The 22,745-nt window shown below is 63.5% G+C and carries 24 protein-coding genes and 1 pseudogene; 14 read left to right on the plus strand and 11 right to left on the minus strand.

The features are described 5' to 3' along the window. Window positions 1-21 precede the first annotated feature (21 nt). Window positions 22-294 carry a nucleoid-associated protein HU-beta gene (hupB, locus tag ACSMEV_RS11175; protein ID WP_296264070.1) on the plus strand — a complete coding sequence of 91 codons (273 nt, stop codon included), beginning with the start codon at window positions 22-24 and terminating at the stop codon, window positions 292-294. Between the two features lie 182 nt (window positions 295-476). Then, complete coding sequence (locus ACSMEV_RS11180) at window positions 477-2,348, plus strand: SurA N-terminal domain-containing protein (RefSeq protein WP_459205217.1); 1,872 nt, start codon at window positions 477-479, stop codon at window positions 2,346-2,348. A gap of 61 nt (window positions 2,349-2,409) precedes the next feature. On the opposite strand, the gene ACSMEV_RS11185 is transcribed toward ACSMEV_RS11180, so the two are convergent. Further along, entirely contained in the window at window positions 2,410-3,447 is a 1,038-nt protein-coding gene (locus tag ACSMEV_RS11185) for a patatin-like phospholipase family protein (protein WP_459205218.1), read from the minus strand. 151 nt (window positions 3,448-3,598) lie between these two features. Here ACSMEV_RS11185 and ACSMEV_RS11190 point away from each other — a divergent pair, with 151 nt between their 5' ends. After that, complete coding sequence (locus tag ACSMEV_RS11190; protein WP_459205219.1) at window positions 3,599-3,877, plus strand: hypothetical protein; 279 nt, start codon at window positions 3,599-3,601, stop codon at window positions 3,875-3,877. Window positions 3,878-3,892: 15 nt separating this feature from the next. Beyond that, a complete protein-coding gene (locus tag ACSMEV_RS11195) occupies window positions 3,893-4,666 on the plus strand; it encodes a CHAD domain-containing protein (protein ID WP_459205220.1) in 774 nt (257 codons plus the stop codon). On the opposite strand, the gene ACSMEV_RS11200 is transcribed toward ACSMEV_RS11195, so the two are convergent. From ACSMEV_RS11200 to ACSMEV_RS11215, 4 genes and pseudogenes are all read right to left on the minus strand, one after another. After that, window positions 4,663-4,893, minus strand: coding sequence for a hypothetical protein (locus tag ACSMEV_RS11200; RefSeq protein ID WP_459205221.1), 231 nt, complete (start codon window positions 4,891-4,893; stop codon window positions 4,663-4,665). The genes ACSMEV_RS11195 and ACSMEV_RS11200 overlap by 4 nt on opposite strands. Before the next feature lie 75 nt (window positions 4,894-4,968). After that, window positions 4,969-5,517 (minus strand): methyl-accepting chemotaxis protein, encoded by a 549-nt coding sequence (locus ACSMEV_RS11205; protein WP_409522265.1) that lies wholly within the window; start codon window positions 5,515-5,517, stop codon window positions 4,969-4,971. A gap of 318 nt (window positions 5,518-5,835) precedes the next feature. Then, window positions 5,836-6,498: pseudogene (locus ACSMEV_RS11210) on the minus strand (HAMP domain-containing protein); the annotation flags it as partial. 36 nt (window positions 6,499-6,534) lie between these two features. Then, window positions 6,535-7,341: a TatD family hydrolase gene (locus ACSMEV_RS11215; protein ID WP_459205222.1), complete on the minus strand. Its 807-nt coding sequence runs from the start codon at window positions 7,339-7,341 to the stop codon at window positions 6,535-6,537. Between the two features lie 152 nt (window positions 7,342-7,493). Here ACSMEV_RS11215 and ACSMEV_RS11220 point away from each other — a divergent pair, with 152 nt between their 5' ends. The 3 genes from ACSMEV_RS11220 to greB all read left to right on the plus strand — a co-directional run bounded on the left by ACSMEV_RS11220 (window position 7,494) and on the right by greB (window position 9,974). Continuing rightward, window positions 7,494-8,900 (plus strand): MltF family protein, encoded by a 1,407-nt coding sequence (locus ACSMEV_RS11220; protein ID WP_459208328.1) that lies wholly within the window; start codon window positions 7,494-7,496, stop codon window positions 8,898-8,900. Window positions 8,901-9,100: 200 nt separating this feature from the next. After that, window positions 9,101-9,415 (plus strand): hypothetical protein, encoded by a 315-nt coding sequence (locus ACSMEV_RS11225; protein WP_459205223.1) that lies wholly within the window; start codon window positions 9,101-9,103, stop codon window positions 9,413-9,415. Between the two features lie 76 nt (window positions 9,416-9,491). Then, entirely contained in the window at window positions 9,492-9,974 is a 483-nt protein-coding gene (greB, locus tag ACSMEV_RS11230) for a transcription elongation factor GreB (RefSeq protein WP_459205224.1), read from the plus strand. A 3-nt stretch (window positions 9,975-9,977) separates the two neighbouring features. Here greB and ACSMEV_RS11235 read toward each other — a convergent pair whose 3' ends face one another. Beyond that, window positions 9,978-12,515 carry an ABC transporter permease gene (locus ACSMEV_RS11235; protein WP_459205225.1) on the minus strand — a complete coding sequence of 846 codons (2,538 nt, stop codon included), beginning with the start codon at window positions 12,513-12,515 and terminating at the stop codon, window positions 9,978-9,980. Further along, a complete protein-coding gene (locus tag ACSMEV_RS11240; protein WP_459205226.1) occupies window positions 12,515-13,198 on the minus strand; it encodes an ABC transporter ATP-binding protein in 684 nt (227 codons plus the stop codon). The genes ACSMEV_RS11235 and ACSMEV_RS11240 overlap by 1 nt, the downstream gene beginning before the upstream one ends. A gap of 10 nt (window positions 13,199-13,208) precedes the next feature. On the opposite strand from ACSMEV_RS11240, the gene ACSMEV_RS11245 reads away from it, so the two are divergent. The 3 genes from ACSMEV_RS11245 (at window position 13,209) to ACSMEV_RS11255 (ending at window position 15,239) form a co-directional block, all read left to right on the plus strand. Further along, the gene (locus ACSMEV_RS11245; RefSeq protein ID WP_459205227.1) at window positions 13,209-13,814 is read left to right on the plus strand and encodes an arylesterase; all 606 of its coding nucleotides are present in this window, start codon (window positions 13,209-13,211) and stop codon (window positions 13,812-13,814) included. A gap of 58 nt (window positions 13,815-13,872) precedes the next feature. Then, window positions 13,873-14,154, plus strand: coding sequence for a hypothetical protein (locus tag ACSMEV_RS11250; protein WP_296264049.1), 282 nt, complete (start codon window positions 13,873-13,875; stop codon window positions 14,152-14,154). Window positions 14,155-14,261: 107 nt separating this feature from the next. Then, window positions 14,262-15,239 carry a L,D-transpeptidase family protein gene (locus tag ACSMEV_RS11255; RefSeq protein WP_459205228.1) on the plus strand — a complete coding sequence of 326 codons (978 nt, stop codon included), beginning with the start codon at window positions 14,262-14,264 and terminating at the stop codon, window positions 15,237-15,239. Window positions 15,240-15,362: 123 nt separating this feature from the next. On the opposite strand, the gene ACSMEV_RS11260 is transcribed toward ACSMEV_RS11255, so the two are convergent. Continuing rightward, window positions 15,363-15,617, minus strand: coding sequence for an Lpp/OprI family alanine-zipper lipoprotein (locus ACSMEV_RS11260; RefSeq protein WP_459205229.1), 255 nt, complete (start codon window positions 15,615-15,617; stop codon window positions 15,363-15,365). Between the two features lie 492 nt (window positions 15,618-16,109). Between ACSMEV_RS11260 and ACSMEV_RS11265 the strand changes: the two genes are divergently transcribed. Beyond that, window positions 16,110-16,391, plus strand: a complete 282-nt coding sequence (locus ACSMEV_RS11265) for a GNAT family N-acetyltransferase (RefSeq protein WP_459205230.1) — start codon at window positions 16,110-16,112, stop codon at window positions 16,389-16,391. Window positions 16,392-16,464: 73 nt separating this feature from the next. Here the strand turns inward: ACSMEV_RS11265 and ACSMEV_RS11270 are convergent, their stop codons facing one another. Then, the gene (locus tag ACSMEV_RS11270) at window positions 16,465-17,541 is read right to left on the minus strand and encodes a 3-deoxy-7-phosphoheptulonate synthase (protein WP_459205231.1); all 1,077 of its coding nucleotides are present in this window, start codon (window positions 17,539-17,541) and stop codon (window positions 16,465-16,467) included. 252 nt (window positions 17,542-17,793) lie between these two features. On the opposite strand from ACSMEV_RS11270, the gene ACSMEV_RS11275 reads away from it, so the two are divergent. The 3 genes from ACSMEV_RS11275 (at window position 17,794) to cysB (ending at window position 20,450) form a co-directional block, all read left to right on the plus strand. Continuing rightward, a complete protein-coding gene (locus ACSMEV_RS11275) occupies window positions 17,794-18,744 on the plus strand; it encodes a putative 2-dehydropantoate 2-reductase (RefSeq protein WP_459205232.1) in 951 nt (316 codons plus the stop codon). A 109-nt stretch (window positions 18,745-18,853) separates the two neighbouring features. Beyond that, complete coding sequence (locus ACSMEV_RS11280) at window positions 18,854-19,351, plus strand: universal stress protein (RefSeq protein WP_459205233.1); 498 nt, start codon at window positions 18,854-18,856, stop codon at window positions 19,349-19,351. Window positions 19,352-19,475: 124 nt separating this feature from the next. Next, the gene (cysB, locus tag ACSMEV_RS11285) at window positions 19,476-20,450 is read left to right on the plus strand and encodes an HTH-type transcriptional regulator CysB (RefSeq protein ID WP_459205234.1); all 975 of its coding nucleotides are present in this window, start codon (window positions 19,476-19,478) and stop codon (window positions 20,448-20,450) included. A gap of 54 nt (window positions 20,451-20,504) precedes the next feature. Here the strand turns inward: cysB and ACSMEV_RS11290 are convergent, their stop codons facing one another. Together ACSMEV_RS11290 and pabB are read right to left on the minus strand one after the other, a co-directional pair. Beyond that, window positions 20,505-21,239, minus strand: a complete 735-nt coding sequence (locus tag ACSMEV_RS11290) for a phosphoadenylyl-sulfate reductase (protein WP_459205235.1) — start codon at window positions 21,237-21,239, stop codon at window positions 20,505-20,507. 154 nt (window positions 21,240-21,393) lie between these two features. Next, a complete protein-coding gene (gene pabB, locus ACSMEV_RS11295; RefSeq protein ID WP_459205236.1) occupies window positions 21,394-22,737 on the minus strand; it encodes an aminodeoxychorismate synthase component I in 1,344 nt (447 codons plus the stop codon). Window positions 22,738-22,745: the final 8 nt, after the last annotated feature.

The following is a 22,745-nucleotide window of genomic DNA, read 5'->3' on the forward strand; positions in this document are numbered from 1 at the left end:
GAGAAATTAAGGGGACTTACAGTGAACAAGTCGGAACTGATTGACGCTATCGCCGCTTCTGCTGACATTTCGAAAGCTACCGCTGGCAAGGCGCTGGACGCCGTCATCGAGTCGGTCACCGGTGCCCTGAAGCAAGGTGATGACGTCGTGTTGGTCGGTTTTGGCACCTTCGGTGTCAAAGAGCGTGCCGCACGCATCGGCCGTAACCCGCAGACTGGAGCCGAGATCAAGATCGCCGCTGCCAAGGTGCCAGGCTTCAAAGCTGGCAAAGGCCTGAAAGACGCCGTCAACTAAGTCGTCTTTTTCAGCCGGCCCTGGCAGTACCGGGGCCGACCGCGTGACGGCGGGAGATACAGTTCCCACCGGGCACGCCCGCTTTGAGAAGGCGCATCCACAGGATGCGCCTTTCTTATATCTGGACTCTACCCACGCTCCGCGGTTGTTTACGCAGTGGTACAACCGTTTCTGGGGGACGCATGCTGCAGAATATCAGGGACAATTCACAGGGTTGGATTGCCAAAACCATCATCGGTCTCATTGTGGTACTGATGGCGTTGACCGGCTTCGAAGCCATTTTCCAAGCGGCCAGTCACAGTCAGGATGCTGCCAAGGTCAACGGCGAGACCATCAGCCAAAACGAGCTGAGCCAAGCCGTGGACATGCAGCGCCGTCAGTTGATGCAACAGCTGGGCAAGGATTTCGATCCCGCGCGCCTGGACGAAAAGATGCTGCGCGAAGAAGCCCTCAAAGGCTTGATCGAGCGCAAGCTGCTGCTCGATGGCGCCAAAGACGCCAAGTTCGCCTTCTCCGAGGCGGCGCTGGATCAAGTGATCCTGCAAACACCCGAATTTCAGGTCGACGGCAAGTTCAGCGCCGAGCGTTTCGATCAGGTCATTCGCCAACTGGGCTACGGTCGTCTGCAATTCCGTGAAATGCTGGGTCAGGAAATGCTCATCGGCCAACTGCGCACCGGCCTTGCCGGCAGCAGTTTCGTGACTGACAAGCAGGTGGAAGCCTTCGCCCGCCTGGAGAAGCAGACCCGCGACTTCGCATCGCTGACTTTCAAGGCTGACCCGTCCGCCGTCCAGGTCAGCGACGAAGAAGTCAAGGCCCATTATGACCGGCACGCCAAAGAGTTTATGACCCCGGACCAGGTCGTCATCAACTACATCGAGCTGAACAAGTCGGACTTCTTCGCTCAGGTCGACGTCAGCGACGATGCGCTGCAAGCGCAGTACGAGAAGGAAACGGCCAACCTGGCCGAGCAGCGGCATGCCGCGCACATCCTCATCGAAGTCAACGACAAGACTACCGATGCTCAGGCCAAGGCCCGCATCGAGGAAATCCAGCAACGCCTGAGCAAAGGTGAAGACTTCGCCGCGCTGGCCAAGGAGTTCTCGCAGGATCCAGGCTCGGCCGCTACCGGTGGCGACCTCGGCTTCGCGGCGCCTGGCGTCTACGATCCGAGCTTCGAAGACGCGCTGTACAAGCTGAACCAGGACCAGGTGTCGGCACCGGTGCGCACCGAGTTCGGTTACCACTTGATCAAGCTGTTGGGTGTGCAGGCGCCTGAGGTGCCGAGCTTCGCCAGCCTCAAGCCCAAGCTGACCCGCGACTTGAAGACTCAGCAGGTCGAACAGCGCTTCGTCGAAGCGACCAAGCAGCTCGAAGACGCGGCATTCGAATCTTCCGATCTGGCGCAGCCTGCGCAAGACCTGAAGCTGAAAGTGCAGACCTCGGCACCGTTCGGCCGCGAAGGCGGCGAGGGCATCACGGCCAACCGCGCCGTCGTGCAGGCAGCCTTCAGCGAAGAGGTGCTGGAAGAGGGTGCCAACAGCACCGCGCTTGAACTCGACCCCGAAACCATCGTCGTGCTGCGCGTCAAGGAGCACCGCAAGCCTGAGCAGTTGCCGCTCGAGGCCGTGGCCCAGAGCATTCGCCAGCACCTGGCCAAAGACAAGGCGACCGCCGCGCTTAAGGCCAAGGCCGACAAGCTGGTAGCCGACCTAGAGAACGGTTCGGTTGCAGCCGATGCCGCCCATGAAGGCCAAGCCTGGAAAGTGCAGGAAGCCGTAACCCGCAGCCAGGAAGGGATCGACCCGGTCGAGTTGCAAGCCGTGTTCCGCATGGCCAAGCCCCAAGCCAAAGGCAAGCCGGTCTACGGCAGCGTGGTGCTCAAGGACGGCAGCTTGGTCGTGGTCAAGCTCAAGGGCGTCAACGAAGGCGCCGCAGCCACCGAGGAAGAGAAGCAGCAGATCGCCCGCTACCTCGCTTCGCGTGCAGGCCAGCAGGACTTCGCCGCTTACCGCAAGCAGCTGGAAGCCAATGCCGACGTAACGCGGTACTAAGCATTACCCGGTAAAACGAAACAGGCCGCGCAATGCGGCCTGTCTCGTTTCTGCCGAGGGCTCAGGGATGCTCGCGCTCATAGCTGTCCAGAGTGTCGCGGGCAATTTCCCGGCCCAAGGCGATCAGCTCCGGTGCCTTGTAGAACTCGAAGAAGCGGCAGACCCGCTTGGGCACGTTGACCAGTACATCGGGCGGATAACCGGCGATCTTGTACTGTGCCAACGAGGTCTGCATCACTTCGAAGCTCTGGTTGATCAGATCGAGCAAGGAGGCCGGCCCCACGTTGTCGATGATGAAAGACCCTGCCGCCGACTTGGGCGCACCGCTGACTTGCGGTGCGGCAGCGGGTTGTTGACCCTCCGGGTCGGCCTCGCTTAACCAAGGGTTGGCCTTGGCGGCGCGCTGGGCGGCGATCTTCCGATCGATGCGCAACAGTTTCTCGGCGGGCGTGCGGCGAAACGGCAGATGCGAGCCCAGCGAGTCGATCAGAGCGTCGAAACGCATCTTGAAGGCAGGCGGACGCTCGATCACCGGTAACTGGTAATGGCTCTGGTTGGTCGCGTTGAGATTGACCGCAACGATCAGGTCGCAGTGGCTGGAGACCACCGGCACGATGGGCAATGGATTGAGAATGCCGCCGTCGACCAGTACGCGATTGCCTTGCTGTACCGGCGTGAACAGGCTGGGAATGGCCGCCGAAGCGCGCATGGCCTGGTGCAGGCACCCTTCCTGGAACCAGATTTCCTGCTGGTGGGTAAGGTCGGCCGCTACGGCGGTGTAAGGGATCCGCAGTTGTTCGATGTTGATCTCGCCGACGAGCTTGCGGATGTGCCCGAACACTTTGTCGCCACGGATCGCGCCCAGGCGGAAACTGACATCGACCAACCGCAAGACGTCCAGGTAGTCCAGGCTTTCGATCCATCGGCGGTAATCGTCGAGTTTTCTTGCCGCATAGATGCCGCCGATCACGGCGCCCATCGAGCAGCCGGCGACGCAGGCGATCTCGTAACCGCGCCGTTCGATCTCCTCGATCACGCCAATGTGCGCATAACCACGCGCGCCACCCGAACCCAGTACCAGTGCCACTCGTTTACGCATGAGCATCCCTCGCTTGGTGTCCATGCGCGCCACAATGAACCACGGCGCGAAGGGATTCAATCGCGGCGCCGGCCACTGGCGGTAGGTACGGCACTTTCACCGTCCGTTGCCGTCGAACAGGCACTGCGTCCCCACCTATGAGGTTCACCTGATGAAAGCCTGGATCTGCCTTCCACTGATCGCTCTGGCGCTGGCCGGCTGCGCGGGCAAGACCGCCTACCGTGAAAGTTGTGGCATCCAGCTCGATGCCGCCTGGAAAGAGCTGGACCTGGCCAAGGCAGAAGGCTTTGCCGGCACCATCAGCTATTCCAAGGCGCTGTCGCTGCTGACCGGCGCCAAGACCCAGCAACAGTTCGAGCGCTTCGAAGGTTGTTCGAACAAGGCCGAGAAGGCACGTTTCTACATTCGCGAATCCCGCGCCGGCCGCTGATCGAGGAAACTGCCCATGTCCGCCATGCTCGATCACCTGGTGACCCAACTGTTTTCCCTGCACGTGCGGTTGATGGCCTGTCGGGAACGGCTGGCGGCCAACACCGACAGCGAGGCCTTGCACGATCTGCGCACCAGCACTAGACGGTTGCGCAGCTTGATTCGGCCTGTGCGCGAAGTGCCGGCGATCGCGCAATTGGAGGATGCCGCGCGTGCGCTAGGGCGCCTCACCACGCCGCTGCGTGACCGTGAAGTGTTGGCTGCGCATTTGCTTGAGCAAGGGCACTCGCTAGCCGGTCAGCCGTCGCCTGCCGAGCAGGAGCAAACCTTCGCCAAAGTGGCCGACAGCGCTGAACTGAGGCGACTGTTGACCGTACTCGATGCGGCGCCGGCACTGCTGCGCGTGGCACGGCGCGACAAGCTGTTGCCCAAGCCAGGCATGCAGGTGGAAAAGCGTCTTCGCAAGCAATGGCGCAAACTGCGTGATGCCCTCGAAGACCCGGCACACGACCGCCATCGCCTGCGTCTATTGATCAAGCGAGTGCGCTATGGCGACGAGGCCTTCCCGCAGCTCGACCATGCGGGCAGGAAACTGCGCGCGTTGCTCAAGCGCGCACAAGGCGATCTGGGCGATTGGCACGACCGATTGCAGTGGCTGTTACAGGCCGAACACGATCGGACATTGGCGCCGTTCGCCGAGCGTTGGCAGCGCGAGTTGCACCGTTTCGAAGGCAAGGCCGATGCGACCCTGGAGCAGCTCGGGGCCGCTTTGGCACGACGCCGACACTAGTGACTGGCGACACGGCGGCCCAGCAGGCGACCGCCCGCGACCATGACCAAGACGCCGATGGCCAGCTGGCTGACATCGAACGCGAACACACCCGACAGCACGAGCAGCGCGCCCGGTACCAGCAGCAACGCCGCCAGCAGTTGCAGCATGTGTTCAGGAGTAGGGTGGGCCAGGTTTGACGAGGTGCGTCGCGTCTGGTCGAGCAAAACGTTCAGGCATCTGTTCATGGGGCATTCCTCTCGGCTACCCCATGAGCCTAGTGGCCTACGGCCAAGACAGCCAATCAAGGCTGGCTATGGTGGTCATAGGGCCAACTGGCCTATCGCCTGATTCAGCTGCCCGGCCAGGGTCGCCAAGTCGCGGCTGGTGGTGGCCGAGCCCAAGGTCTGCTGCACGGTGTCTTCGGTTACGTCGCGAATGCTGACGATCGCCCGGTTCATTTCTTCTGCCACCTGGCTCTGCTGTGCGGCCGCCACAGCGATCTGCGTATTGCTTTCACGCATCTGCGCCACGGCCGTGGTGATCTCGGCCAGGGCCTCGCCGGCCTCCCGGGCCTGGCGCACGCAATCGTCGGCCTTGAGCGAGCTTTCGTGCATGAAGTCGACGGCGTCGCGTGTGCCGCTGTGCAGGGTGGAGACCATGCCGGTGATCTCGTCGGTCGAGCTTTGTACACGCTTGGCCAGGTTGCGCACCTCATCGGCCACCACGGCGAAGCCTCGACCCAGGTCGCCTGCCCGTGCCGCTTCGATGGCGGCGTTCAAGGCCAGGAGGTTGGTCTGTTCGGCGATGCTGTGGATGACACCGACCACGCCGGTGATCTTCTGACTGTCGTCGGCCAGTTGGCGGATCATTTCTGCGGTCTGCTGCACGCCACTGGACAGGCCGGCGATGGACAGTTGCACACGGCTGACCACCTGCTGCCCACTGCCCGCCAGGGTGTCGGCGGTCTGCGACAGGTCGCGGGTGGCGCCGGCGTGCTGGGCGATATGGTGCACCGTGGCGGTCATTTCGTTGATCGCGGTGGCCGCCTGGTCGGTTTCGCTCTGCTGCCCGAGCATGCCGTTGCGGACCTCGTTCATGCTGGCGGCCAACTGTGCGGCACCGGCGTCGAGCTGCGCCGCCGATTGCGCCACGGTACCGACCACACGGTGGTAGGTCGCCTGCATGGCGTTGAACGCGGCCGCCATCTGACCGACCTCGTCACCACTGGCAAGGGGCACCCGGGCCGACAAATCGCCGGTTTTCTCCACCTGCAGCATGACGTTCCTGAGCGTGTTGAGCTGACGCAGCAGGAAGCGGATCAGCAATTGCGAAGCGCCCAGCATGAGCAGCATCAGTATCAGCACGCACACGGCGTAATGGCCGAAACGATCGAAGAACACTTGGCTGAAACCGGGCGACGGGGCGAAGACGGCCAACTGGGTGTCGCCCAGACGGATCACTTGGGCGCCGTTGACCGGCATGGCATCAAGGCGCAGGCCCTCGGGCAGATCGACCCAGCCCTGGGCATCGCGCAGGCTCGGCAGCTCGTTGCCTTCGAGGCGGGGCGTCTGCCCCACTTGCCATGTCAGGAGATGGGGCGAGGCGGGTAGCGCTTGGCCTGCGGGCCAATGGGCCAGCAGCGCTGCCTGCGTCTGGGCCTGGGCGCGACTGGTGTCGCGCCTGGCCTGCTGTTCCAGACCCAGGGCATAGAGCACCAGCAGCAGGGTCGTGAAAAAGGCCACCGCGTTGACGGCCCAGAATTTGTACTTGAGTGAAACGTTGCTAAGCCAGGCACCCATGTGAGGTTTTCTCTGAAATATGCGGAAACAGCATTGGCAAGGTGCCAGCATTCTGTACGCGCGCGTCAGAGCATTCGTTGATGCTTGTCAAGGAATCTCGGGTAAACCGAAGAAGGTTCGCGCACAGGCAGTGGTGTGCGCTGCGGTGTGCTCGGGGCTTTCGCTTCGATGGCGCGCTACTTCTTCGAGCACGCTTGGCAGGTAGGCGGGCTCGTTACGTCCGCTTTTGGGTTTGGGCCGCAAAGTACGGGGCAGGAGGTAGGGTGCATCGCTTTCCAGCATCAGACGGCCTTGGGGAATGTTGCCGACCAGTTCATGCAGGTGGGTTCCGCGCCGTTCGTCGCAAATCCAGCCTGTGATGCCGATGTGCAGATCGAGATCCAAATAACTGAACAAGGCCTCGCGCTCACCCGTGAAGCAGTGCACCACGGCCGCACTCAATTGGTCGCGGAACGTCTTGAGAATGGCCAGCAGTCGCAGGTTGGCGTCACGCTCGTGAAGGAACACCGGCAGGCCGCTTTCGACCGCCAGCGCCAGCTGCGCTTCCAGGGCTTTTTCCTGCTGCGGGCGAGGCGAAAAGTCGCGGTTGAAATCCAGCCCGCATTCGCCTACGGCGCGCACCCTGGGCTGGGCCAGCAAATCGCGCAAGCGCTGCTCGCTGGAGGCCTGCCAACTGCTGGCATCGTGGGGATGCACCCCTGCCGTGGAGAACAGCACTTGGGCCTGCTGGTCGAGGGTTTCGCACAGTTCCAGGGCCTGTTCGCTGCCTTCGAGACTGGTGCCGGTCAGCACCATTTGTACCACTCCAGCCTCGCGCGCACGTTCGACGACGGCGGCCTGCTGGGCCTGGAAGCTGCTGTTGGTCAGGTTGACGCCGATGTCGATCAGTTGCATGGTGTTGCCTCGTCTCAAGGGCAGGCCAGCATAGCAAAGCCGATCGCAGAGGAAATATTCCCAGAACCTCAATGGCTTGCAAGGGTCTGTTGATGTCAGTTGTCAACCAGGCACCTCACCAGAGTGTGCCGTTCAATTGGACATACCACGTGATTGCACGCACCTTGTTCACGGTTCTGCTGCTGGCTGGGCTTCTAGGCGCGGGGCCGGCCGACGCGCGTCTGGCCGGCCCCGCGCAAGCGGGCCATACCCACCCGGCCAAGGACCTGGCGGACATCCGCAAGACCAAGGTGCTGCGGGTGCTGGTCAACCAGAGCCGCAACAGTTCGGGCACCGTGAAGGGTGAGCCGGTCGGCGTCGAGTATCACCGCCTGCGGGCGCTCGAGTACTTCCTCAATACGCAAAAGGGCGTCACCCAGCAGGTGCACGTCAAGCTGATTCCCAAAGCCAAGGGTCAACTGCCCGGTGCGTTATTGCGCGGCGAGGGCGACATCGCCGCGCCTGGGGAGTTGTTCGAAGCACAAGCCGTACGACAGTTGGCGTCCAGTGCGCCAGTGGTCGACCGGGTGGCGCTGGTGCTGGTCGGGCGCAAAGGTGCGCGCAGCGTGGCCAGGGCCGAGCAGCTGTCGGGGCGCACCGTGGCGCTGGTCAATGCCAGCGCCGCCGGGGCGGCGATCGAGGCGCTCAACCAGCAGTTGGCCCTGCGCAAGCGAGCGCCGGTCAAGATCGAGTGGGTCGACCCAACCCTGGCCGTCGAGGACGTGCTGGAAATGGTCCAGGCCGGCGTCTACCCCCTGACCGTGGTCGAACGGCCCATCGCCGAGCGTTGGGCGCGGGTACTGCCCAAGCTGCGGCTCGATACCCGCGTGCAGTTGGGCAAGCCCCAGGCGGTGCGCTGGTACGTACGGCGCGACACGCCAGCGTTGCAGGACGCCATCAACCGCTTCCTTGCCGGCTACCAGGCGCCAGCCAACCAGAATGCCGTGTTCGAGCGTATCTATCGCAGCCAGTACCGTATGCACAACCCACTGGCCAATCGGCCACGCCAACGGCTGGAGGCGGTGCGTACCGTTCTGCAGCGCCATGGCGCCAACCAGCAGATCGATTGGTTGAACCTCGCGGCACTGGCCTATAAGGAATCGACCCTCGACCCCAAAGCGCGTGGTGGCGGCGGCGCCCATGGTCTGATGCAGATCACGCCTTCGGCTGCGCAACGTGTCGGCGTCAGCAATATCCAGACGGTCGATGGCAACGTGCAGGCCGGCGCGCGCTACCTGGCGCTGATCCGCCGCAAGTTCTTCTCCAGTCCCGCACTCAACGACCGTGAACGCATGGCGTTCGTGTTGGCCGCCTACAACCTCGGCCCCGAACGGGTTCAGGCCATGCGCACCGAAGCGCGGCGGCGCGGCCTGAACCCCAATCAATGGTTCTTCCAGACCGAGCGGGTGGCGATGGAGCAAGTGGGGATGGGGCCGGTGAACTTCGTCAACAGCGTCAACAAGTACTTCCTGGCATTCGACCGCGAACGATTGGCACTGGAAGGTACGCGCAGACGCTAACGTTGTTGGCGCACGTCGTACGTAACGCAGTGCTTGTATCTTGCCGCCCAAGCCCCTAGCATGGCCCTTGCGCCGATTTAAACAGCTACTTGCGGGGCGCGCGACGGCCCTCTGCAAGGCCGCCGAAATACCGCTAAAGCGCTGGTTCGGTGACGCCTCCCACCGCTGCCCAGCGGGATTCGCGAGGCGGAGATCTACCCATGAGTTGTCCACGTACCAGTGTCTGCCTGAGCCCTTTGGCCGTCGAGCCCACGGCGCGCACTCCCCGAATTCTGCTGGGCGGTTCCCACCAGCCGACCTTGCTGCGCCATCTCGAAGGTCTGTCTCGGCGCAAAGGCCAGGCTCGGGCATTTCTCATCCAGTTCGCCGACATCCATGAGCAAGCCGACCTGGCACGCTACGGCAACGATCGTTTCGACCTGGCCGTGATCCAGGCGCCGACTGCGGCTATGGCCGACCAGGTCATTGCCCAGCTCACCCGCATTGCCCGACAAGGGCTGATCACCCGTCGCTGAGGCGCTTCCATTCCACCCAGCTTGCAACCACCGAGTGCGCCTGCGTGGCCGTTCGCGTGGCGTGAGGAGAGGGCTGTTGAGCACCAACATCATCACCACCGAAGGGCATCAGGCACTCAAGCAGGAGCTCGACCATCTGTGGCGTGTGTACCGTCCGGAGATCACCCAGAAGGTGGCATGGGCCGCTTCGCTGGGCGATCGCAGCGAAAATGCCGATTACCAATACAACAAGAAACTGTTGCGCGAAATCGACCGGCGTGTGCGCTACCTGCGAAAGCGCTTGGAAGACGTACGGGTCGTAGCCTATGCCGCCGAACAGGAGGGCAAGGTGTTTTTCGGCGCTTGGGTGGAAGTGGAGAACGACGAGGGCGACCTCATGACCTTCCGCATCGTCGGCTATGACGAGATCTACGGCCGCAACGACTACATTTCCATCGACTCACCCATGGCCCGTGCCCTGCTGAAGAAACAGGTAGGTGACGAGGCGGTGGTGCAGACGCCGACCGGCGAGGCGTCCTGGTACGTCAACAGGATCTGGTACCTGCCGGTCGGCCACTAGGCCTCAACCTTCGCGCAACACTGTCAGCGGACTGGCGTTCAGCGCGCGGCGCGTGCCTAGCATGCCGGCACCGCCTACCAGCACTGCCCCTACGACCGGCAGCACCAGCAACCAGGGGTGCGGGCTCCAGGTAAGGGCGAAGGCGTAGCGGTACAGCACCCACGTCACCAGTTCGCAGCCCAGCGCGGCCAGCACGCCGCTGGCCGCGCCAAGCAAGCCGAACTCGATGCGTCGAGTGCGCACCAGCAACGATCTGGACGCGCCCAAGGCGCGCAGCAGGGCGCCTTGGCGAATACGTTCGTCGAGTGTGGCTTGCAGCCCGGCGAAGAGCACCGCCAAGCCCGCCGCGAGCACGAACAGCAGCACGTATTCGACCGCCAGGGTCACTTGCGCGAGGATGCTGCGCAGTTGGCTCAGCAACGCATCGACTTGCAGGATGGTAGCGGCGGGGAATGCCCGCGACAGCGTCACCACGTCTTTGTCGTGCCCGGCCGGCAGGTAGAAGCTGGTCAGGTAGGTAGTTGGCAAGCCTTGCAGGGTACCCGGTCGGAAGATCATGTAGAAGTTCGGCTGGAAGCTGTCCCAGTGCACGGTACGCAAACTGCTGACCTTGGCCGAGTGCTGCTGGTCGCCGATGTCGAAGGTCAGTTCGTCGCCAAGCTTGAGGCCCAGGCTGGCGGCGAGCTCGGCTTCGACCGAGACATCGGGCGTCGTTACGTCGGGCGTCGCCACGTCGGGCGTGCCCTGCGGCGGCTGCGCACCCTGCCACCACCGGCCTTCGCTGAGCGCGTTGCCGGAGGGCAGCTCGGCGGCCCAGGTCAGGCTCAGGTCGCGCTGCACGGCGCGTTCGCCCGTGGAATCCTTGGTCACCACTTGGTTCACTGGCTGGCCGTTGATCGCAACCAAGCGGCCAGGCGTGACCGGATACAGCGGCGCCGAGTGTGCGCCGATGGCGTGCAACTGCTGGGCGAAGGGCTCGCGCTGGTCGGGCAGGATGTTCAGGGCGAAATGGTTCGGTGCGTCGGCGGGCAGTTGAGCTTGCCAGGTGTCGAGCAGCTCACCGCGCAACAGCGCCACCAAGCCCATGGCCAGCAGGATCAAGCCGAACGCCAGAGCTTGCCCGGCTGCGGCCAGCGGGTAGCGCAGCAACTGCCCCAAGCCCAGGCGCCAGGTCAGCGGCGCACCGGCCAAGGCACGGCGCAGGCTGCGTAGGCCCAGCAACAACAAGCCCCCTAGCACTGCAGCAGCGATCAGCCCGCCGCCCAGCAAGGCGAAGGTCAAGAGCAAGTCGAGGCTCAACCGCCACATGATCAAGCCAAGTGCCAGCAACGCAGCGCCATAGACCAACCAGCTGCTGGGCGGCACGGGCAACAGGTCGCGGCGCAGCACGCGAAGCGGCGGCACCCGACCAAGGGCCGCGAGCGGCGGCAAGGCGAAACCGGCCAACGCCACCAGGCCCGTAGCGATGCCGGCCAGGGCCGGCTCGATCCCGCCGGGCGGCAAGGTGCTTGGCAGCAAGCCCTCGAGCAGTTGGAACAGCCCCAGTTGTGCCAGCCAACCGAGCCCGGCGCCGACCAGTGCAGCGACCAGTCCCAGCATCGCCAGTTGCAGGCAGTACAGTCCCAACGCTTGGCGCCGCGACAAACCCAGGCAGCGCAGCAGGGCGCTGGCGTCCAGTCGGCGCGCGGCATAGCGGCTGGCCGACAAGGCCACGGCGACACCCGCCAGCAGCACCGCCACGAGGCTGGCCATGTTCAGATAACGCTCGGCCTTGCCCAGAGCACCGCCGATCTGTCGGTTGCCATCGCGGGTATCGAGCAGGCGCTGGTTGGCGGCCAGGTGTTGTTCGACGCCTTTACGGTAAGCCGCCAGCGCCTGTGGCTCGCCACGCCAGAGGTCGCGATAGCTGACCCGGCTGCCGGGCTGGATGACGCCGGTAGACGCCAGGTCCGCAAGGTTCATCAACACCCGCGGCGTAAGGCTGTAGAAATTGTTGGCACGGTCGGGCTCATAGGTGAGCACCCGTGCTAGGCGCAAGGTCTTCTGGCCGACGTCGATGCTGTCGCCGATCTGCATGCCCAGCGCGACCAACAGACGCGGCTCGACCCAGGCCTCGCCCGGTCCGGGGCCGCCACCGGGCGACTCGGCCCCGTAAGCGGCGGGCGCGCTGCGGATTTCGCCGCGCAGCGGGTATTGCGTATCGGCGGCCTTGACGCTGGATAGCTGAATGCCCTGATCGCCACCCACCACACTGGTGAATTCGACCACCCGGGCATGGGTCAGGCCCAGCGCCACGCCGTAGTCGATCTGCTCGGCGCGGGCAGGGGAGCTGCCTTGCAGCACCAGGTCCGCACCCAGAAACTCCGTGGCCCGCAATTGCATGGCACCGTTCAGCCGCGCGCCGAAATAACCGATGGCGGTACTGGCAGCCACCGCCACCAGCACCGAGAAAAATAGCACGCGCACTTCGCTGGCCCGTGCATCGCGGCGCAGTTGGCGACCGGCAAGGGCCAGCAGGGCGGAAAAATTGAGTCGGCTCATCAAGGCTCCAGCGGCGCGACCAGGCGGCCGGCATCCAGGCGGATCGAATGCCGGCAGCGTTTGGCCAGGCGGTCGTCGTGGGTCACCAGCACCAGGGTGGTGCCGCGCTCCTGATTGAGTTCGAACAGCAGGTCGCTGATGCGCTCGCCGGTCAGGCTGTCGAGGTTGCCCGTAGGCTCGTCGGCGAACAGCACCGAGGGTTGCGCTGCGAAGGCGCGGGCGATGGCCACGCGCTGCTGCTCGCCGCCCGACAGCTGGCGCGGCGTGTGGGTCAGGCGTTGGCTCAGGCCGACCCGCGCGAGCAGCTCGCTGGCCACGTCCCGCGCATCGCGCCGGCCTTCGAGTTCGAGCGGCAGCATGACGTTTTCCAAGGCATTGAGGCTGTCGAGCAACTGGAAGGATTGGAAGACGAAGCCCACGTGTTCGGCACGCACCTGCGCGCGCTGGTCTTCGTCGAGCGGGGAGAGGTCTTTGCCGGCGAGGATGACGGTGCCCGCGCTGGGACGGTCGAGCCCGGCCAGCAGGCCGAGCAGGGTCGACTTGCCCGATCCCGAGGCACCGACGATGGCCAGGCTGTCGCCAGCGTTGAGGCTCAAGGTCAGCGGATGGAGAATGGTCAGGTCGCCTTCCGCGCTGGGGACCACTTTGCTAAGGTTCTGCGCAACGAGAATGCTGGGGCCCATGGAGAATCCAATGCGAATGTGGTGGTTGAGTGCCGGTCTGGCCCTGTGTTGTCTGGCGCAGACCGCGGTAGCGGGAACGGTGCTGGTGGTGGGCGATAGTATCAGTGCCGGTTTCGGCCTGAACACTGGCCAGGGCTGGGTGAATTTGTTGCAAAAACGCCTCGAGCAAGAGGGAAATGTCACCCAAGTGGTCAACGCGTCGATCAGTGGCGATACCAGTGCTGGCGGCCGCGCGCGCCTGCCCGCGTTGCTCAAGGCCCATAAGCCGGATCTGGTGGTGGTGGAGCTGGGCGGCAATGACGGCTTGCGTGGCCAAGCACCGGATCAATTGCAACAAAATCTTGCCTCGATGATCGACCAGGCCCGCGACAGCGGCGCCAAGGTCGCGCTATTGGGCATGCGCCTGCCACCCAACTATGGCGTGCGTTACACGACGGCCTTCGCCAACGTCTATACCGACCTGGCAAAAGCCAAAGACGTTCCACTGGTGCCGTTCTTCCTCGAAGGCGTCGGCGGCGTGCCGCAACTGATGCAGGCCGACGGCATCCATCCTGCGCAGGGCGCGCAGCAACGGCTGCTGGAAAATGCCTGGCCGGTGATCGAACCCTTGCTCTGACGCTTTAATCGGGGGCGGCTTTCGGCTAATGTTGCGCCCCCCGTTTCGAGTGCCACCCATGCCACGCCCCGCCTGGTCCCTGTACGCCTACCAACTGATCGAACCCGACGAGCAACTCGATCTGTTCGCCTGCCAGGAAGTGCGTGTCCACCTCGTTACCCGTCAACTGGAGCTTGGCGCGCCTGCCGACCGCACTTTGTGTGGCGGGTTGTTGCCGGCACAGCCGCGCTGGTCGACGGTCGAGCCGGGCGTCTACCGCGATACCCGCCTGTGCCAATTGTGCCGGGCCATTCTCGATGCCCAGCGGCGCGGCACGCGGCCGGTCTGGCCGGAACTCTAAAGGCCTTTGGTCATCTACCACAGGTGCCGGCGGCACGCGCCTCCCGCTTGTAGGAACGCGCGTGTACAATCGGCGGACTTGAACCCCGTTCGTTAAGGATTCACCGGATGTCGCCGCGTTTGCCTCGCGTTACCCGTTGCCTGTCTCTGGCTGCCCTGTTGCTCGCAGGCCCGGCCGTTGCGCTGGAACTGCCGTTGCCGTCACCGGGTGAGGACGTCGTCGGCCAGGTGCGCACCATCACCGCCAAGTACGAAGACACCTTCGCCGACATCGCCACGGCCAACGACCTGGGCTATCTGGAAATGGTCGCCGCCAACCCCGGCGTCGACCCCTGGCTGCCTGGGGCCGGTACCGAAATCATCCTGCCCACCCGCTACGTACTGCCGCCAGGTCCCCGCGAAGGCGTGGTGATCAACTTGGCCGAGTACCGTCTGTACTACTACCCGAAGAACGAACCGGTGGTATACACCTTCCCACTTGGCATCGGTCGGGAAGGGTGGGGCTCTCCCATCGCCAACACCAAGATCATCGCCAAGACGCCCAACCCGACCTGGACTCCGCCAGCGTCCATCCGTGCCGAACATGCCGCCGACGGTGACATCCTGCCGGCCGTGGTGCCCGCGGGACCGGACAACCCGTTGGGGCCTTTCAAGTTCACCTTGGGTGTGCCGGGTTACCTGATTCATGGCTCGAACAAGAAATTCGGCATCGGCATGCGCACCAGCCACGGCTGTTTCCGCATGCTCAACAACAATGTGTTGCAACTGTCGGAACTGGTGCCGGTGGGCACTTCGGTGCGGATCATCAACGAGCCCTATAAGTTCGGCCTCAGCGGTGGCAAGGTCTACCTCGAAGCGCATACGCCTCTGGACGAAAGCGGCAACCCATCGGTAGTCGACAAGCACACGGCCGTGATCAATGCTTTGCTCAAGCGTGAAGATCTGGCCAACAACCTGCGTATGAACTGGGACATGGTGCGCGATGTAGTGGCCGCCGAAGACGGCATGCCTGTGGAAATCGCAGTACCCAATGCCACCTCTGGGACGGCGCCGGTGGTTTCGGGCTTGCCGCCCGAGCTGCAGTGAGCGTCCTGTAGTTGAAAGTACCCGCCTCGTGCGGGTTTTTTCATGCCAAACGCCACGTTCGTTACAGGCAACAAAAAAGCCGACCCTGGATGGGATCGGCTTAGTAATAATCCGTGAGGATTATTATTTGCGGCTGGCTTTGTCCAGCATGCGCAGAGCGCGCTCGTTGGCTTCGTCAGCGGTCTGCTGAGCCTTCTGAGCAGCGGCCAGTGCGTCGTCAGCCTTGCGGTAGGCTTCGTCGGCACGGGCTTGAGCGCGCGCTGCTGCGTCTTCGGTAGCGGTCAGACGAGCTTCGGTTTCTTTGGTGACGCTGCTGCTGCAACCGGTAGCCAGGATTGCGGCCAGGGCCAGGCCAGAGAGTTTCAGAACGTTGTTCATCGTGTTCCCCTTCAAGGACGTTATATCTATTAAGTAGCCATCTCTCGAATGAGAAACTGGCCGGCGTACATAGTACCCATTACTTGTAGTAAGTAAACTGACTGAACGCAAGAAGCTCGAAAAAATCCGTGCGCCGGCGCCTGACTTAATGGGGATGAGCCCATTGTCACGTCTCCCCTGTGACAACGCCGATCGCGCACTAGTGCAATAACTTTTTCGTGGAACTAAGAATGACTTTTTGTGTCTTCGTGCGTCTATGTCCTTTGAACATTCGCACGCTGCCATGGGAGTCTTTACCTGACACCGAACTGTCTTTTTAGTGTGCGCCGCTTGAGTAACCCGACACGCAGCGCCTACTATCGACAAGTTGCACGGTGTAGAACGATGGCACGCAGCCCAGGGGCGCACGCATAGCCGCCCGGCCAGACGATCGTTCTGCAGCTACCACCCCGATAAGGCGAGGGTCTGCCTCAAGACCTGCAAGGAGTTGTGATGAGCGAAGCGCTGACCATCCACCATGACCAAGCCGGTCATCAATTCGAGACCAATGTGGACGGTCACCGTGCCTACCTGACGTATATGGATCTGGGTAAGCAAACGCTGGACATCTATCGCACCTTCGTTCCCAACGCCCTGCGTGGGCGGGGCATCGCTGCTGCCCTGACCGAGCAGGCGCTGGCCTACGCCGCGCAAATGGGCTACACCGTCATCCCGTCGTGCTCCTATGTCGAGCGCTACATGGAGCGGCAACAGCGCCATGCCAACGAGGCCTGAAACGACTGCGGACTGAATCGCCACCATTGAAAACGCCGGGCATCGCCCGGCGTTTTCGTACACGCAATCCGTGTCAGCTGCGCTTGCGTTTAGGCAGCACGTGCTTGAGCTTCGCATGCATGCTGCGCAAGGCTTTCTCGGTGGTTTCCCAGTCGATGCAGGCGTCGGTCACCGACACGCCGTATTGCAGGTCTTCGAGGTTTTTCGGGATGGACTGCGCGCCCCAGTTCAGGTGGCTTTCCACCATCAGGCCGATGATCGACTGGTTGCCTTCCAGAATCTGGTTAGCCACGTTGTCCATCACCAGAGGTTGCAGTGCCGGGTCCTTGTTGGAGTTGGCATGGCTGCAATCGACCATGATGTTCGGCTTGATCTTGGCCTTGGCCAGATCCTGTTCGCACAGCGCGACGCTGACCGAATCGTAGTTGGGCTTGCCGTTGCCGCCGCGCAGCACCACATGCCCATAGGCGTTGCCCTTGGTGGTGACGATCGACACGCCGCCTTGCTGGTTGATACCCAGGAAGCGGTGGGGTTTGGACACCGATTGCAGGGCATTGATGGCGACGGTGAGACCGCCATCGGTACCGTTCTTGAAGCCGACCGCCGAGGACAGGCCAGAGGCCATTTCCCGGTGGGTCTGGGATTCGGTGGTACGTGCGCCGATGGCCGACCAGCTGATCAGGTCTTGCAGGTACTGCGGGGAGATCGGGTCCAGCGCTTCGGTGGCGGTGGGCAGACCTTGCTCGGCGAGGTCCAGCAGCAGTTGGCGACCGATGTGCAGGCCGTCCTGGATCTTGAACGAGTCGTCCAGGTACGGATCGTTGATCAGGCCTTTCCAGCCTACGGTGGTGCGCGGCTTCTCGAAATACACCCGCATGACCAGGTACAGCGTGTCGGACACTTCCTCGGCCAGCGCCTTCAGGCGTTCGGCGTAGGCGTGTGCGGCCTTGAGGTCATGGATGGAGCAGGGGCCGACGACGACGAACAGGCGATGGTCCTTGCCGTCGAGAATGTTGCGCACCACTTCGCGACCCTTGGTCACGGTGTCCAGGGCCTTGCTGCTGAGGGGAATCTCTTTTTTCAACTGATCGGGGGTGATCAGGGTGTCGTTGGAGGCGACGTTCAAGTCATCGATCGGTAAATCAGCCATCGTGTTACTCGTCAGGTCACGGGTGCTGGCCGCCAGCGACCCCGTGCGGCCCAGCAGCAGATTGTTCGCAACGGGGAAGGGCAGAACCTTAGCGCGTTAAAGGGGCCTGCGACAATGGGCAAACCCCGAGGCTATTGGGGTTTTTGCCCATTGGTCGGCAGCGCTGCCGGCGTTTGGCATGGGTGGACCTCGAAACTCGGCGACCGTGTGTGGCAAGATCGGTGGCCCGACACAAGCCTTCTGGAGCGCCGCATGACCTCTACCCCCGTACGCGTCGGCATCATCGGCAGCGGTGCCATCGGTGGCTTTTATGGCCTGATGCTGGCGCGTGCCGGCTTCGACGTGCATTTTCTGCTGCGCGGCGACTATGCCCACGTACGTGACCAGGGCATGACCCTCGACAGCGCCCTGCATGGCACCTTCACCCTGAAGGTGCGCGCCTATGAGGATGCCGCCGCCTTGCCGCCCTGTGACTGGTTGCTGGTCGGCGCCAAGGCCACCAGCAACGCCGAGCTGGCCCCGCTGATCGCCCAAGCGGCTGCGCCGGGTGCCAAGGTGATCCTGCTGCAGAACGGCTTGGGCGTCGAAGAGCAACTTCGCCCGATGCTGCGTGACGACATGCACCTGCTGGGCGGATTGTGCTTCGTCTGCGTCAGCCGCCAGGCACCTGGATTCGTTCGACACCAGGCGCTGGGGGCGGTGAACGTGGGCTACCACAGCGGCCCGGCCAGCGGCGACCAAGCCATGGTGGTGGTCGAAGCCGCCGCGCAATTGTTCCACGCGGCAGGTCTGGACTCCCAGGCGATGGAGGATCTGGGCCTGGCGCGCTGGCAGAAGCTGGTGTGGAACGTGCCTTACAATGGCCTGTCGGTCCTGCTGGGCGCCAGTACCACGCCGCTGATGGCTGACCCTGACAGCCGCGCCTTGATCCAGGCATTGATGCGTGAAGTCGTGCAGGGTGCCCAGGCCTGCGGGCACGACCTGGACGACAGCTTTGCCGCGCATCTGCTGCGGGTCACCGAACAGATGCCTGACTACTGGCCGAGCATGCACCACGACCACGCCCAGCAGCGCCCTCTTGAGTTGCAGGCCATCTACGGCGAACCGCTCGCCCGCGCCCGGGAAGCCGGTTGCTTGTTGCCGCGCATGGAGGCTTTGTACCAGGCCCTGGCGTTCATCGATCGCAGCAATCGCGCGGGCTGAGCCGGCGCCTGGCACGGCCGACAGCGGGGCGCTTGCACGAAGCGCTGCGACCGCGCAAGGCGCTGCTAAGCTCAACCTTGCGCTGCCGCCTGGCAGCCGAGGAGGTCGGATGATCCGTTCCCTGCTGTACGCCAGCGACCTGGGCGTGTACGCGCCATTCGTCATGCACCACGCGCTAGCCCTGGCGCGTACCTTCGATGCCGATCTGTATGTGGTCCATGCCGTCGAGCCCATGGGCCAGTTCGCCGAATCCTTGCTGCAAAGCTACCTGGACGCACGCACCCTCGACCAGTTGCACAGCCAGGGTGTCAGCGCGGTGCTGGCCAACATCGAACGACGGGTGCTGGAGAACTTTCGCGAGGAACTGGGCGAGGCGGCTGATCTGGCAGTCATCAAGGCCGTGCGCGTGCGTCAGGGCGATCCGGCGCAGGTGGTTCTCGATCAGGTCGAGTGCCTGCAAGCCGACCTGCTGGTGTTCGGCAGCCACAGTCACGGTGCGGGCGTGGATGTGCCGATTGGCCGCACGGCCGTACGGTTGCTGCAATTGGCCCAGGTGCCGGTTTATATGGTTCCGCTTTCGCCCCACTTGGGGCGTAGGAAAGTTTGAACGATGCCGGTCAGAAATTTACCTGTCGCTAGGGCGAAAAAGTTCTAGATTTATTTGCTTGACCACTCATATAGTTATAACCCGTGCCGCTCGCCGCTGACTTACGCCGATTCGAGGTATACCTATGAAGCTCCAACAACTGCGCTACATCTGGGAAGTGGCGCACCACGACCTCAACGTATCGGCTACGGCGCAGAGCCTCTATACCTCGCAGCCCGGCATCAGCAAGCAGATCCGCCTGCTCGAGGACGAACTGGGCGTCGAAGTCTTCGCCCGCAGCGGCAAGCACCTGACGCGCGTCACTCCGGCGGGCGAGCGCATCATCACCACCGCAGGCGAAATCCTGCGCAAGGTCGAAAGCATCAAGCAGATCGCCCAGGAGTTCTCCAACGAGAAAAAGGGCACGCTGTCCATCGCCACCACCCACACCCAGGCACGCTATGCCTTGCCTCCGGTCATCAGCAACTTCATCAAGCAGTACCCCGAAGTGGCCCTGCACATGCATCAGGGTTCGCCCATGCAGATCGCCGAAATGGCCGCGGACGGTACCGTCGACTTCGCCATCGCCACCGAGGCGTTGGAGCTGTTCAACGATCTGATCATGATGCCGTGCTACAAGTGGAACCGTTGCGTGGTGGTGCCCCAGGGCCACGCCTTGACCAAGCTGCCCAAGCTCACGCTCGAAGCCTTGGCCGAATACCCTATCGTCACCTATGTGTTCGGCTTCACCGGCCGTTCGAAGCTCGACGAAGCGTTCAATCACCGCGGCCTGATTCCCAAAGTGGTGTTCACCGCCGCCGACGCCGACGTCATCAAGACGTACGTACGCTTGGGGCTAGGCGTAGGTATCGTGGCCGGCATGGCGGTCGATGCCAAACTCGACAGCGACCTGGTGGCGCTCGATGCCAGCGAGCTGTTCGAACCGAGCATCACCAAGATCGGCTTCCGCCGCGGTACCTTCCTGCGCGGTTTCATGTGCGACTTCATCGAGAAGTTCGCGCCGCACCTGACTCGCGAAGTGATGGCCAAGGCTATCCAGTGCCATAACAAGCAGGAGCTCGAGGCACTGTTCGAAGGCGTGGAACTGCCGGTGCATTGAGCCGGCTTGGAGCGCCGGCCAGGCGCTCCGGTGATCGCCGGACCCTTACGAAGGTCAAGCCTTGGTGATGAGGTTGCCGGCGTGCAGCCCGCATTCCTTTTGCGTGGACTCTTCCCACCACCACCGTCCTTCACGCTCGTGCTGGCGTGGCAAGACCGGGCGGGTGCAGGGTTCGCAGCCGATGCTGATGAATCCGCGCTCGTGCAGGCTGTTGTAGGGCAGCTCAAGCATGCGGATGTAACCCCAGACTTCTTCGCTGGTCATCTGCGCCAAGGGGTTGAATTTATACAGTGGCCGCTCGGGCGTGGAAAATGCGCCGTCGATTTCCAGCACCGGCACTTGGCTACGGGTACCTGGGCTCTGATCACGGCGCTGGCCAGTGGCCCAGGCGCGCACGGTCGACAATTTGCGCCGCAGCGGTTCGATCTTGCGGATGCCGCAGCATTCGCCATGGCCGTCGCGGTAGAAGCTGAACAAGCCCTTTTCCTTGACGAAGGCGTCGAGCCGGTCACGGTCCGGGCTGAGCAGTTCGATGGGCAGGTTGTATTGCTCGCGGACCTGCTCGATGAAGCGGTAGGTCTCGGGGTGCAGGCGCCCGGTGTCGAGGCTGAATACCTTGACCTGCTTGTTGAGTTTCCAGGCCATGTCCACCAGCACCACGTCCTCGGCACCGCTGAAGGAGATCCACAGGTCGTCGCCGAAATGTTCGAAGGCGAGCTTGAGGATGTCTTGCGGGGACTTGCTGGCATAGGTCGCGGCCAGGGCGGCGACGTCGAAAGGTTGGCTCATCAGGCGGTTTCCATCGTGAAAGTGGCGCTGGGCGCTCGTAGTGGGTCGATGGTAACAAAAAACCGCAGACCGGCGAGGCGAGCGGATGCCTGGCTGCACATCGCGAGGCATTCGTGCGAGAGGGCACGAAACAGTCATTGTCGACCTTTGGGCGCTACAACCCTTGCAACGTCTCCATCAGCACCCGCACCTTGGCGATCGATTCCTCGTACTCCGCCTGCCAGTCCGAATCGGCCACCACCGCGCCGCCGCCCCAGCAACTGACCTGGCCGTCCTTGATCAGCACGCTGCGAATGGCGATGGAACTGTCCATCTCGCCGCGCACGTCCAGGTAGAGCAGGGAGCCGCAATACAACGCCCGGCGATGGGGTTCCAGCTCGTCGATGATCTGCATGGCGCGAATCTTCGGTGCGCCGGTGATCGAACCGCCGGGGAAGCTGCCCGCGATCAGGTCCAGGGCATCGTTGCCCGGCGCCAGGCGGCCGGTGACGCTGCTCACCAAGTGATGGACGTTGGGATAGCTCTCCAGGCTGAAAAGCTCCGGCACTCGCACCGAGCCGATCTCGCAGCTGCGTCCCAAGTCGTTGCGCAGCAGGTCGACGATCATCAAGTTTTCCGAGCGGTCTTTGGGGCTTGCCAGCAGCTCGCGGGCGTTGGCGGCGTCTTGCTCCGGGGCGCTGGCGCGCGGGCGGGTGCCCTTGATCGGCCGGGTTTCCACCTGTTTGCCACGCACCTGGATGAAGCGCTCGGGGGAAAAGCTCAACAGCGCCGTGCCATCGGCCAGTTGCATGAAACCCGAGAACGGCGTGGGGCACGCGCTGCGCAGCGCCTGGTAGGCGTGCCAGGGATCGCCCGCACAAGGTGCGCGAAAGCGTTGCGTCAGGTTGATCTGGTAGCAGTCACCGGCCTGGATGTAGGTCTGCACACGGTCGAAGGCCTGGCGGTACTGCTGGCGGTCGAGGTCGCCACGCATCGGTGCCAGCAGGCGAAAACCAGTATGCTGCGGCGCCGCGCCGGTGTCGAACAGGCGCACCAGGCGAGCGCGCTCGGGCGCTTCGAGCTGGGGGTGGAAGACCAGCTGGCTGGTACGCAAACGGTGGTCGCTGATCAGTGCCCAGCCATACAGGCCCAGGTGCGCATCGGGAAGGCCGAGGTCGTCCACGGCGCAGGCGGGCAGTGGCTCCAGGCGGCGGCCGAAGTCGTAGCTCAGGTAGCCGATCAGCCCGCCCGCGAAGGGCAGCTCGCAGCCCGCGGGCAGGGTCGCCTCGCCCAAGCCACGCAAGGCCTCGCGCAGGCGCCGCAGGTACGCCGTGCCGGGTTCGTCGGCAGGCGCTTGCAGCTGTTGCAGCGGCCAGGCGCTGAGCAGGTCGAAGCGGCCGCGCTCGGCGCCTGGTCGGGCGCTGTCGAGCAGGACGGCGCCAGGTGCCTCGCGCACGTGGGCGAAATACACGGCAGGGTCGGTCTGATAGGGCAGGGGGTGGAGCGTACAGGTCGGCATCAGTCAGG

The organism is Pseudomonas sp. MLB6B (genome assembly GCF_054508135.1).